This is a genomic window from Mucilaginibacter sp. OK098, from assembly GCF_900142915.1.
Lineage (GTDB): Bacteria > Bacteroidota > Bacteroidia > Sphingobacteriales > Sphingobacteriaceae > Mucilaginibacter.
The window spans coordinates 21,472-34,745 of the sequence record NZ_FRCM01000008.1 but is presented as its reverse complement, the minus strand read 5'-3'; the positions used below and the strand labels follow the sequence as shown (position 1 = coordinate 34,745).

Here is a 13,274-nt window from a genome sequence, read left to right as displayed (position 1 = left end):
ATAGATATGCGCGAAAATACCTCAACAACCAATGAATCCCAAAACAGCCCCGCTGCTTTGGTTGGCAAGGCCACGCCTGCACAACAATTGCATAAAAAGGAAAGTGAATTTAATAATCGGTTACCCATTCAGCTAAAGCCTTCTGCCGGCACAGCAAATAACCCTTTGGAACACCAGGCAGATGCCATGGCCGATAAAGTGATGCGAATGCCTGAAACATCGTTTATCCAGCGAAAATCAGGATGTTCATGCGGTGATTATGATGACGAGCATGTTCGCCTCAAGCCTTTATCAAGCCAGGTTACTCCTTTTATACAGGCAAAAGGTGATGGTGCGGGTACTGTGAGCAATTCGGTTTCCAATCGCATCCAATCAAGTATGGGTGGAGGAAACGCGCTGCAGGGAGATACCAGGAGTTTTATGGAAAACCGCTTTGGGGCTGATTTTAGCGATGTAAAAATTCATACAGGAAATGAACCGGCCGAATTGAACCAGGCATTAAATGCAAAGGCGTTTACGGTAAGTAATAACATATTTTTTAACAGCGGCCAATATCAACCCGAAACAGATACGGGTAAACACTTATTAGCACATGAGCTAACGCATGTGGTACAACAAAATAATAATATAAGAACCAAGCTTATTCAAAGAAAAGGTAAAAAACCGGTAAAGAAAAAACCTGCATTAACTAATTGCTGTTATACTGGTGCTGTAAGTACAAAAAAAGAAATTCATTTAAATATAGGTATCCCCGGTGTTAGAATTTATAGCGGAACTCCCGCGAGCCATACTTTTGTAGAATTCAAGAATATTATTGTTGGGCCGAAAACAAAAAAGGAAGTAAGATGCCAGATGTATGCTATCCAGGATAAGCAAAAACTTTCAGGGAAAGGCTTAATTAATTTTGTAAATTATGATGGTGACTTTGGTTTTCACAGTGATTTTTGGCGGCATAAATCAGATAAAAAGCTTGATAAAGATCCAACGCCAATTCCGGGGGAACACTCTCATGGTTGTGCCCGGTTGAGAGACGGGAATGCTGCCTCAGTTCATAAAGCCGATTCTGAATCCTTTTTTGATGCTGTTGATAAGGGAGACTGTGTTAGGGTTTATTCATCCGCTAAATGGGCTGATCCAACATTCCAGGCTTGTAGTAATGGGAAACCTTGCGCCGCTGATCCGGTTCAGGGGCCGCATCTTGAAGGCGATGGGCCTCACAAGAAAGATCCTGATCACAAACCTGCACCTAAAACAGCTCCTAAAAAAGATTTACCTGTGGGATAGTGAAAATAAATTTAACAACATACTATCATTTTAGAACAAGAACAAGTAAACTTAATCAGATCCTGATAGTGCAAACCTTTTTAACAATTTGACCATGGTAGTAAATTTGATCTCTTTTATTTATTGAATTTTAATGAATAGTTTTCGGAATATTAACCGGGATCATTGAAATGCCCTCCACCAGGCTGGATGAATAATAAAGCATTTTACCATTGGGCGAAACATAGGGACCGCCGTTAGAGCCGCCGTTGTTAACCTGCGTACTCAATTTTTGACCTGGTAACCAATCATTGCCATGGCGATAGCTTATGAAAAGGCTCTTTTCGCTTACAAATATTATATAACGTTCATCCGGGGAAATATATGGGTCGAATATGTCCTTACCACCATTTAAAGCGAGTAATTTAGGTTTGTCGTAATGGTCACCCAGCCATTTCGTATAATAGCCGCACATTCCCTTATTGCCGTCACGCCCGCGGGAACAGAAACAGAGCGACCCGGCATTGCTGATTGAAGGCGCATAAGCATTAAATCCATCTAAATTAACAGGAGCGCCAATATGCCGCGGGGCCGACCAGTTCTCTCCCGATAGATGGCTGGAATACCAAAGGTGCCCCTTTTTTTGAGCGCTGTCCTGTGGCATGCCCTCTAATGGGCGGTTTGAAACAAAAACAAGCTGTTTTCCATCCGGACTCAGGAAGGCATCCCAGTCATGCCAGTGGCCTGAGATCGATACTGGTTTTGGTTTAGTCCATTTGCCATTTATCATTTTTGAAAAACAGATGGTGTTGTGGTCTGAAAGGTATACGGTTTTACCATCTGGCGTAAAAGACGGCGCTGATTCATCATTTGGAACAGATACACCTTCCTGTAAAAAAACCTTGGGTACGGCTCCGGTCTCAATAATATTTTGCTGATTTGAACTTTGACCTGATGATGGAAAAACTGTAATCCAGGTAATGAGGACCCCAAACATTGTTGATCTCATAGTAACGGCAAGCAACATTTTCATATTTTATAATTATATATAAATTGAAGATTGCTATTAATGATGATAGCGGCAAAGTATTTCAATAACTGCCGGTACATTTTTAATCATCAGGCACAAATAGTGATACCAAATTTTTTCCGGAAGCTATCTTTCGCTATAAATTAACGGATTTAACGCTTCATTGTTCAATAGGTCGCCTGGTTGCAGGCGGGCAACTTCTTCCTCGCTTAAAATATTGGGGATACCGTTAAAAGTATTGCCGTCGGGCATATAGGCGCAGGTCATGGCCCTTCGGTATCCGGGCGTCATGTTTGCATGTGCCCCATGGATAGTGAGGCCATTATGGAAAGAGCAGCTTCCGGCTTTCATTGGCGCCGCAACAGATTTGTTGCCTTTTAATTCGGGATAAGTTGTAAATATGGCGCCCATGTTTTTGCCTATTCCGGGATTTTCAAAAGTTGTTTGGCGATAGGAGCCCGGTATAAAAAACAAACAACCGTTTTCGTAAGTGGCATCATCAAGCGCCACCCAGATAGATAAAGCCCTGCGATCGCTAAACGACCAGTACGGCGTATCTAAATGCCAGGATGTTGGATTGGCCCATGGTTTTTTAATCAATGCCTGGTCATGCCAGATCCTGATCCCCTGAGCTCCGGATAGCTGAGCGGCCATTTTGCCAAGCCGCTCATCAAGCATTAATTCCCTCATTTTTTCGTTGTCCATCCAAAGATTGATCAGCTGGTCAAAAACATTGTCGTAATAAGATTTATCTGCATCATCGCCTTTGCCGTAAACTTCCTTCCGGTCGGGTAGTTTATTCCCCTTTCTTTTTTCAACGGCTTCGTCAAGCGCAATGCGCCATGTTGCCAGCTCCTCGGGAGACAAGAAATCATCTACAACTAAAAAGCCGTCCTCCTGGTATTGGGCAATGGCTTGTGGGGTAAGCTCAGTTCTCATACTGTTTTGAAAATTAGGTTTGCTTTTCAAAAATATCGTAAAAGAAGCTCTCCCTGTTATTACAGTACGCGATTTTTTTTGTACTTTCTGACATAATGTAATTGGGTCGCCAAGCTCGCGGTGCTATTGTTTTTTCCCATTTAAATTGGGCGATCCGGAAAATCGACTATTGGATAAAAACCTGGAATTTAAGAGCCCTGTTCTTTTCTTCAATAAAATTTACGCCACCATCATGGCTCGCCGCAGCGGGATCGTCAGAGCCGGAGGAAATATTTCTGTATTCAAACCCAAAACAACCTGCAGACGCAGGCGATTTGATCACGATAGTATAGTGTTCCCCTGCGCTAACCGCAACTTTAGGATAAAATAACCTGGTTTTCGGGCTCCAGGAAATAGAATCAGCCGGTAAGTTAACACTTGCCAGTGGATGCCCAATGGGCTTGACAGTACCATCAGACCGGTACAACTCAATTGTTAATGCGGCATCAGGATACCCACTTTTAAATGTGGTAAAGGCAAATTTATTTAATATTCCGCTACGTTGCGCTGTAAAACCCTGGGCCCGCTCATTGTTTTGCCCGATATCGCAACCGGAAGTAAAATTTTCAGCAGAGGAAGAATCATTACTAAGCTGTTGATTTTTGGCGCTTGCTTTAAAAAATTTAACATTTTTTTCACAGGTAATCGGATTTATAGATCCATTGGCAGCAAAGGTAAGCGGCGCCCAATAAAAATTAGCGAGGGCCTCGTTTTTTGCCGCATTGTTCCATAAATCGCTCCCAAAAAGAAATACAGTGCCGGCCTGTAACTTAATAGTTGATACGAATGAAGGCTGCCCGCCGCAGGAATTATCCGTGATTTTAATACCTTCGGACCATGGCCCTAACGGAGATTTAGCGGTACGGTAGGAAGCGCCTGTGCCACTGCAATAACCGCAATTAGGATCGGAATACACTAAATAGTAGATCCCTTTACGCTTAAACAGAGCAGGGGCCTCGGTGTTACCGGTGGTGATAGATTTAACATGCAAGCCCGTGCCCGTAAGGTAATCGGGACTTAATTTCTCAATTACAATACTGCCTTTGGTACGCCAATCGGTATATGCCAGGTACCCGGTTCCGTCGTCATCAACAAAAGTATCGTGATCGCCGTTGTTCAGGCCGGCTGCGGGCATGTCGCTATTAACTGCCAGTGTTGGCTCCTTTACTTCTGTAAACGGTCCTATGGGTTTTTTACTGGTAAAAACGCGGTACCCAACACGGTTATCGTAAACATTTATCCAAAGAACATATAAGCCTGTTTTTTTATTGAAAATTACATGCGGACGAAAGCAGCCGTAAGTTTTACCATCGCACCGGGTTTGCCAAATGGCTGTTTTGGCGTCAAATAAAAAGCCTTTATCCGCCCAATGTTGTAAATCGGTTGAGGTGTATACTTTAAAGCCGCAAAAAGGGGCTTTTTTGTTTCCCCATTCAAAGCCGCAATCGTAGCTGGTACCATACAGATAATAAACACCGTTAAATAAGGCAATCTCGCCATCATGCGCATCAACGGCATTACCAAGATTATCAAATTTAGTTACCTGGCCACCGCTTCCGTTAAAATTAGTTATGGTTTGGGCGTAAGCTGTTTGAATAACTATTGATAGTACTAATAATGTAAATAGAATTGCTCTCATATTTTGCAGGGACCTTTTCGATGTCCTTTTGTAAAGTGACTTAGTGTTGCACAAAGCTATTTTAACTTACTAAATATCTTTTGGTATTATCTGATAATTGCTTTGTTGTTAATGATAAATCATTGCTAATAATGCCCTGCGCTTTCTTTCGGTGTTCGGATGGGGTTATGCCTGTTCTTTTTTTAAATAGCTTGGAGAAATAAGAATAAGACTCAAACCGCAGATCATTTGAAATTTGTTTTATAGGGATCCCCGGGTCATTCAGCATGCTTTTTGCCCTTTCAATTTTAAGCTGAATGTAATATTGACCGGGTGATAAGCCGGTATGATTTTTAAATACTTTTCTAAACCATGAATAACCAACCTGTAATTTTTCGGCGGCAAGTTCGGGGGAAAAGTCTTCCGCTATATTTGACCGGAATAACAGGCGTGCCTTATTAATGATCACTTCTTTACTTTCGCATTCAACCGAGTTTTGTTTAATTATAGAATGAAAGCTGCCTAATAAATGCATTGCCGCACCTGATATAAGTGGCTGATAACCGGCATTTTCGTGCTTGGTTCTTTCTATTATACCGTTAAAGATATTAAATGTATCTTCATTAAACCCAATATATAAGCATGGGCTTTCCGGCTTAAAAAAGTTTCTTTTAACCAGGTTATCTATCATCTCACCTTTCAGGCCTATCCAGTATTCATCCCAGCCTGTTTTACTGTCTGGCTTATACCTGTGCCGCTCTCCCGGGAAAAGCATTATAATGGTGCCTGCTTTAACTTCAACTTGTTTACAGCTGTCTGATTCAAAAATGCCTTTGCCCCGTGTAATATATATTATTTGATATTCATTTAAAATACGGCCGGCGTTCCAGTTAAAATAATGGTGTGCAGGGTGATTTTTAGGAGGGTAAAAACCTGCAGCCTCTACCTGCGTATAGCCTGTGTTTACAACGCAAAGTCCCCATTTTTCATCTTCTTTGCTTACAGGTAGGTATTTATAGTAATTGATCATTTTGATAATAAAAAATGTACAATAAAGGTTAATATGGCCTGTTTAATAAAGCGTCGGACCGGCAGGATTCAGTACTTGAATGTATAAGTTTATAAATTTAAAGGTATCAAACTTTTAAACTAATGAACAACCAGGTTATTTTAAAAGTAAATTTATGTCAAAATGGAATAGTCAAATGTCAAATAAGACAAATTGATTTTTCAAATAGCAGCAGATACATGCAGGGAGAAAAAAATATCGTAAATTTATTTAAAGGGCTTAATTGTAATTGCGGTTAAGTCAAAAATTACAAGATAAATATCAAATCATACGCCTTTAACATTTCTGTACAAAATAACTTTGGTTACCAATTAAGATCCTGTTATTACAACAAATTGCCCAAAACTCTTTAACATCAGTAAATTAATTTATTGGTCGCGCAACAGGGTTATAGTTTTATTAAATAATTAAATGATCACAAAAACATCCCCAAAATCATTAATAAAAGTTGGCCTTTTTGGCATTGGCCTGAGCACTTACTGGAACCAGTTTGACGGACTTGAAAAGCGGCTTTCAGGATATATTGATGTGGTTTGTGATAAGTTGCAGGATTTTAATGCCGAAATTGTAAATGCCGGAATGATAGATACGCCGCAAAAAGCATTTGAGGCAGGCAACCGGTTCAGGAGCGAGGGTGTAGACCTGATATTTCTGTACGTAACCACATACGCTTTATCTGCCACGGTACTGCCTGTAGTTAAAAGGGCAAAAGTGCCGATAATTGTATTAAATCTTTCACCGGAGGCTGCCATTGATTATGCATCATTTAATAGCTTAAAGGATTATAAAGCAATGACCGGCGAATGGCTTGCCTATTGTTCTGCCTGCGCAGTGCCTGAAATTGCAAATGTTTTTAAGCGCGCAAATATTTCATTTTACCAGGTAACAGGTATGTTATATGGCGATAAACATGTTTGGCATGAGGTTGAAGAGTGGATAGCCGCTGCAAGGGTAGCTAATACCATGTACAACAATACGCTTGGAATTATGGGCAATTATTATGGCGGCATGCTTGATATTTACTCGAACCTGACTTTGCACTGCGCAATTTTTGGAGGCTACATTGAAATTATTGAGGTTGATGAGCTGTCGGGCATCCGTAATAGTGTTACAGATGAAGAGGCTGATAATAAGATCAATGAGTTCCATGCGTATTTTGATGTACAGGACGATTGTATGGCGGATGAGATAAAATGGGCCGCGTTAACAGCTGTTGCCCTGGATAAACTGGTAGAAAAATACAATCTTGGTTCTCTTGCCTATTATCATAAAGGGACAGGGAACGCTATAAATGAAAATACGATGGCTTCCATAATTTTAGGAACATCATTACTTACAGCCAAAGGGATCCCGGTGGCGGGCGAGTATGAAGTGAAAAATGCCCAGGCAATGAAAATTATGGACAGTTTTGGCGCCGGTGGATCATTCACCGAGTATTACGCGATGGATTTTACTGATGATATTGTGTTAATGGGACATGATGGCCCTTGCCACCCTGCAATTGCAGAAGGAAAGATAAAAGTTAAACCGCTGCGCGTATATCACGGTAAAGTAGGCGATGGCTTATCTGTTGAAATGTCGGTAAAATATGGCCCGGTTACCTTGCTGTCGGTTGTTGAAACGCGGGATGGAAAGCTGCTGTTTTTAACAGCGGAAGCAGAATCAGTTTCAGGCCCTATTTTGGAGATTGGTAATACCAATAGCCGTTACAGGTTTCCGATGGGGGCAAGGAATTTTGTAGAATCATGGAATTCTTATGGCCCGGCGCATCATTGTGCCGTGGGCAAAGGTCATATCGCATCGAAAATAATAAAACTGGGTGCGCTTTTAGAAATACAAACTATTAAGGTTTGTTAAAAGGACTCAGCTGAAACGAAAGAAACTTTATTGGCCATTCTCATGGTCACATTTCCTCATTCTTCTTCCTTAGGCAAGGATTGACCAAGTGCATCTTTGAAGACTGACCAGGATGTTCTATCAAATTTATGATCGGTGAGAACCTTACCTTCATAACTCGTAAGAAGCTGTTCAATATCATTAAGGCCAAAGTCGATGGCACTCCACTTAGGCGTAACACCGTCAGTTGAAATAATATTTGGATTAGCTCCGGCCTCAAGTAGTATCTTCACAATATCATAATCGCCACGAAGAACTGCCCAATGTAAAGGTGAGTTTCCATGGTCGTCTAACTGATCAACATTTGCGCCTGTTCTTATAGAGAGTAAAACGCCTTCAGGGTCGGCTTTAAGCACGTTCGAATGTATTGGATAATTGTCTTGCATAGTTGTAAAGGTAATTATAACTTTCCGTCTCAGCAGGGACTCTCACAGAGGACTCTGTACCCTGGCTTGCAGAAATTTTTGGCGCTGGATAATTTCCGCATATATGGCAGGCGGTGCAGAGGGCTTTTCAGAAGGCCCTGCGGGGAGGGAGTTGCCTGCCTATAACGCGGTTAATTGCACTTTCAGGCCAAAATTCTCTCTGCTTAATTTCCCTTTCCGTAATTGGCTGATGTATTTTAGGGCGCTCAACCAGTCGAGTTCCTCCTGGTACGATTTGCGTTCTTCATCTGTTTTCGGGTTGTTGTGCAACCGGAGCCGGATGGAAGCCCGTGATATTTCGTCTTCAAGAAGATCCGGCAAGCAGATTAGGAAATGATCAAACGTATTGATTGGGAACGGGATCAGGGCCATAACTTTTTCTTGGTTAAGGATAGCAATCAGATGATAAATTGATTTTAAGCCCGTATTATCTTTTTGTTAGCAATCTTCCGTCCCGGCCGGTCTCTCCAGTCCTATTAAGTTAAGAGAATGTTGGCTATAAACTAACCACACAGCGACATCCAGTAGCCCAACCTAAATCCTCCCTGGTTGGCTACCGTGTACCCACATCTTTTTATAAAACCCCAGCGGGGTTCAATATTGGTAGAAAAATGTCAAAAAATATTTTTTGTGCCGTAGGTACAACACCTATTCCGCCTTTTGGTTGGTTAAAGAAAATCCGTGGTAAAATAGTCCAATAGGTTTCGCACCTACGGAGCGAAAATTTATTATTTTCTATTTTTCTACCAATATTTTGCTCCTACCGGAGCAGCCTTTCTTGATAATTAATTGAAATAAAAGATGTGGGTACACGGTAGCCTGGTTGGGAGGACTTGAAAAAAATAAACATGGGCGAAGCTAAAGTCTCCCCTGCCGAGGGAGATTTAGAGGGGGCTAAATGTTTAAGGTGTCTTTAACTTTCCGTCTCAGCAGGGTCTCGCATCGCGGACCCTGCGTTGTGGTTTGTAGGATTTTTTGGCGAGAGGTAATTTTCGACCGCATAACCCGGCAAACAATCCCTTGCTATCAAATACAGGCTAAAGGCGTGCAGACAGATCAGGATAGTTATTTTATTCGATTGGCTAAATTTGAATAACCAATTTCCCTTGCCCCTCCGGGAAGCCTGAATAAATATTAACCTTTTGTTTTTATTATGATAATAAAAATTGCTACCCGATGTAAAAACGGTATTGTCAAAAAGGCTAAATTAAGCACCCTGGTTTTAGGACCTGGTGAATTTTCCCCAATCTGCAAAGAAACCCAATCTCATAGTCCCTAACAGTTGTGTGAATCTACATTACTTTCAGATTAATAGCTTCTGCATCAGCGATATTTCTCATATATGACTCTGTGCTGTGGCCTGAAGTGATTTTTTTATACCAGATACCTGGCAGGCGGAGCTGTGTCAATTTCAAAGGGTTTCGCAGAGGTTTTAAAATCAAAAAAATATCAAATAGTACAAATTAATGCCCAAAAAGAGTATTTATATTTTTTAAACTATCAGATATATTTGATGTGACAATTATAATACTAAATAACATCATGGTTTTAACCAGGCTAACCAAATAAGCCTATTATCAATATATTAACTTTTAGTTTTTTTATTATGATAATAAAAATTACTGTCAAACACAAAACCGGTACTGTCAAAAAGACTAAGTTAAATGTCCTGGTTTTAGGGGGCGGCGAATTTTTGCCAGCCTGCAAAGAAACGCAGTCGCATGGCCCTTAGCAGTTACGTTAACATGTATCATTTCCTGATTAGCATCAGCTTATAATCCCGCCCCTACAGTTATAAGTACTCATAAAAGAAGGCGATTTTTTGATGCCCTGGCCATGCTATGTCTTAAATAAACCAAATAAACTAATCAATCAAATCAATTTATGAAAAGAAAAATTTTACTAATCGAATCGTGGAAGTATGCCGCTATTTTTATTATTAGCTTACTTCTCTATTTCCCGCTAAGTTCAAAAGCGCAGGCCCCGCTTGCTATAACCGGAACTGTCAGAGATTCTGTGAATTCTGAATCAATAGCGGGCGTTACCGTATCTTTAAAGGGAACAGGTGCCGGTACGCAGACCGATGCTAACGGAAAGTTTAAAATTAGCGCCCCGGTTGGTGGTGTTTTAGTATTCAGCTATATCGGCTACAAACAACAACAAATTACCATTCAGGGCAGTACGGAAATTAGTGTAAACTTATCCGCGCTGTCACAAAGTTTAAAAGAGGTGGTAGTAGTGAGCTATGGAACGCAGAGCAAACGTGAGGTTACAGGGGCCATAAGCCAGATTAAGGTTTCGGAAGTTAAAGATATGCCTGTAGCCAATATCGGGCAAAAACTGCAGGGTAAGCTCGCGGGTGTACAAATCAATGAAAATTCAGGAACCCCGGGGTCTGAAATGAGTTTCCGCATCCGGGGGGCGGCGTCAATTAACGCAGGGAATAATCCTTTAATCGTAATTGATGGTTTTCCGTCGCAAAGCGGGTTGCAGAGCTTAAGCCCTGATGAAATTGAGACAATTACTGTTTTGAAAGATGCTTCTTCAGCCGCCCTGTATGGTTCGCGAGCTGCTAATGGGGTTATATTAGTAACAACCAAACAGGCAAAGGTGGGTCAAAAAAGTATTGAATTTAGCGCCTATACCGGGGTTCAGTCTGTACCCAACCGCGGGAAACCAGACCTTATGAATCCACAGGAATTTGCGGAATATAAAAAAGAATATTACGAAGATGCTGCAACGTACGAAGGGTACACAGGTGGCGTGCCGGCAATTTATGCCAACCCCAGCCAATATGCCGGGAAACCGGGGACAAACTGGTTTGATATTTTGTTGCGGAATGCGATAAGCCAAAATTACAACCTCGCGATCACTTCAGGTACCACTGATTTAAAATCGGTGGTAAACCTTAACTATAACAAACAGGAGGGGGTGATGCTTAATTCATACGACCAGCGCTTTACTGCACGGAGCAACAATATTTACACAGCTTCGGACAGGTTAACGCTGGGTGTTAATTTAGAGCTTTCTTATGGAAACAACCAGGTGGTGCCGGGGTTAGATAACGGGCGTAATATTATTGAGAACGCTTTTTTAATGGATCCCACAGTAAATTACAAGAATGCGGATGGTACTTACCCGGTATCTTTTTCACAACCAGGGATGTTCCCAAATCCTAACTACTATCTTGTATTAACGCAAATTACCAATAAAACCAAGGCAGCAAGGGTGCTTGCAAACGGATTTGCGGAACTTAAGATCATTGACGGGTTGAAATTTAAATCGACCATAAATGTAAATACGGATAATACCACCAACCGGCAATTTACGCCATCCACGGCCCAGGGCGGATTGGGAAGCGCACCACCAAACCCGGCATCAGGCAGCTATAATACCAGTAATTTTGTAACATGGCTGAGTGAAAATACTTTAAACTATAAAAAAACAGTAGGCGGCAAGCATAATTTTGATGTGCTGGCAGGTTATACCGCCCAAAAATACTCGTTTGAGAACAGCAGTATCGATGGGAGCCAGTTCCCTGATGACAATATCCAGTGGATAAATGCAGCCACTACCCGGATAGGAAACGTTGGCGCCACCCAATGGTCATACCTGAGGTATATAGGGCGTTTTAATTACAACTACGATCAAAAATACCTGTTGCAGGTAGCTTTTGCCAGGGATGGTTCGTCCAAATTTGGCGACAATACCAAATACGGAAACTTCCCCTCTGTTAACGTGGGCTGGGTTGCATCTGACGAAGCGTTTATGAAAAACATAAAAGCCATTAATTTCTTGAAGCTGAGAGCCAGTTATGGAAAAGTAGGTAATAATAACATTGGCGATTATTCCTATTTGGCATCGGTAAATACCAGTAATTATGTTTTCAGTAACCAGGTAACGCCAGGAAAGGTGCTGAGCGGAATAGGCAATAACAATTTAACCTGGGAGACTACTACCGGGTATGATTTCGGTTTAGACCTGGAACTGTTTGACGGAAGGATTTCGTTTACCTATGATTATTACAAGAAAAAAACCGATGGCTTATTATACGGGATAGATGTACCCGTACAATCGGGATTTTCAACTATTACCTCCAATATTGGCCGGTTTGATTTCTGGGGACATGAGTTTTCCATTAACAGCAGAAATTTAACGGGAGCCCTGAAATGGAATACCGGTTTCAATATTTCATTCGACCGCAACATAGTTAAGCAACTGGGTACAAACAATGCACCGATTGGAGGCTATGGCGAATATTGGGACGATAACCGCACAGCAGTTGGCCACCCGATAGGCATGTTTTATGGGTACATTAATACCGGTGTTTACATGACCCAGCAGCAATTTGACACCCAGCCCCATGATGCTACTGCCATGGTTGGAACCGCAAGATTTAAAGATGTAAGCGGGCCAAGCGGTGTTCCGGACGGAAAGATTGACAGTTACGACAGAACTTTTATAGGAAACCCGAACCCTACTTTTACCTATGGAATCACTAATAGTTTTTCGTACAAAAATCTTGACCTGAGTATTGTTATGGCAGGTTCAGTAGGAAATGATATTGCCGACGATGCTTTTCAATCAACCGAAAACCTTGATGGTGTATTTAACGTGAGGAAAGGCGTAGCTAACCGCTGGCGGTCAGAACAGGACCCTGGCGATGGAATTTACCCAAGAACAAGAAGCGGCACCACTGCTGATTTTCGCAACTTCACCAGTAGGCAGGTATTTAAAGCGACTTACCTGGCAGTAAAAAACATAACCTTTGGTTATACCCTGCCGGTTAAAAAAAGCAAATATTTTAAAAGCTTCAGGGCTTATTTGAGCGCGCAAAATGCCTTTATTTTCACTAAATACCCGGGGCTTAATCCCGAAGCAGGAATTGCAGGCTTAAACGGGCTGAACCAGGGGCGCGATTTTACCGGCTATCCAATCCCAAGGGTACTTTCAGTAGGTGTTAACGCAAGTTTTTAGTATAATTTAATAAGATAA

The 13,274-nt window shown here is 41.6% G+C and carries 9 protein-coding genes; 3 read left to right on the top strand and 6 right to left on the bottom strand.

Annotated elements, in window-relative coordinates:
- The first annotated feature begins 6 nt into the window (after positions 1–6).
- Positions 7–1,284: an eCIS core domain-containing protein gene (locus BUE31_RS24595; RefSeq protein WP_073406523.1), complete on the top strand. Its 1,278-nt coding sequence runs from the start codon at positions 7–9 to the stop codon at positions 1,282–1,284.
- A gap of 130 nt (positions 1,285–1,414) precedes the next feature.
- Here BUE31_RS24595 and BUE31_RS24590 read toward each other — a convergent pair whose 3' ends face one another.
- The 4 genes from BUE31_RS24590 to BUE31_RS24575 form a co-directional block, all read right to left on the bottom strand.
- Positions 1,415–2,296, bottom strand: coding sequence for a TolB-like translocation protein (locus BUE31_RS24590; RefSeq protein WP_073406522.1), 882 nt, complete (start codon positions 2,294–2,296; stop codon positions 1,415–1,417).
- Positions 2,297–2,419: 123 nt separating this feature from the next.
- Positions 2,420–3,232 (bottom strand): phytanoyl-CoA dioxygenase family protein, encoded by an 813-nt coding sequence (locus BUE31_RS24585; protein WP_073406521.1) that lies wholly within the window; start codon positions 3,230–3,232, stop codon positions 2,420–2,422.
- Positions 3,233–3,398: 166 nt separating this feature from the next.
- The gene (locus BUE31_RS24580) at positions 3,399–4,910 is read right to left on the bottom strand and encodes a family 43 glycosylhydrolase (protein WP_073406520.1); all 1,512 of its coding nucleotides are present in this window, start codon (positions 4,908–4,910) and stop codon (positions 3,399–3,401) included.
- Between the two features lie 61 nt (positions 4,911–4,971).
- Entirely contained in the window at positions 4,972–5,919 is a 948-nt protein-coding gene (locus tag BUE31_RS24575) for an AraC family transcriptional regulator (RefSeq protein WP_073406519.1), read from the bottom strand.
- A 450-nt stretch (positions 5,920–6,369) separates the two neighbouring features.
- Here BUE31_RS24575 and BUE31_RS24570 point away from each other — a divergent pair, with 450 nt between their 5' ends.
- A complete protein-coding gene (locus BUE31_RS24570) occupies positions 6,370–7,815 on the top strand; it encodes an arabinose isomerase (RefSeq protein ID WP_073406518.1) in 1,446 nt (481 codons plus the stop codon).
- 56 nt (positions 7,816–7,871) lie between these two features.
- Here the strand turns inward: BUE31_RS24570 and BUE31_RS24565 are convergent, their stop codons facing one another.
- The gene (locus BUE31_RS24565; RefSeq protein ID WP_073406517.1) at positions 7,872–8,240 is read right to left on the bottom strand and encodes an ankyrin repeat domain-containing protein; all 369 of its coding nucleotides are present in this window, start codon (positions 8,238–8,240) and stop codon (positions 7,872–7,874) included.
- Between the two features lie 159 nt (positions 8,241–8,399).
- Positions 8,400–8,651, bottom strand: coding sequence for a hypothetical protein (locus BUE31_RS24560; RefSeq protein ID WP_073406516.1), 252 nt, complete (start codon positions 8,649–8,651; stop codon positions 8,400–8,402).
- A 1,512-nt stretch (positions 8,652–10,163) separates the two neighbouring features.
- On the opposite strand from BUE31_RS24560, the gene BUE31_RS24555 reads away from it, so the two are divergent.
- Entirely contained in the window at positions 10,164–13,256 is a 3,093-nt protein-coding gene (locus BUE31_RS24555; protein ID WP_073406515.1) for a SusC/RagA family TonB-linked outer membrane protein, read from the top strand.
- The last annotated feature ends 18 nt before the right edge of the window (positions 13,257–13,274 follow it).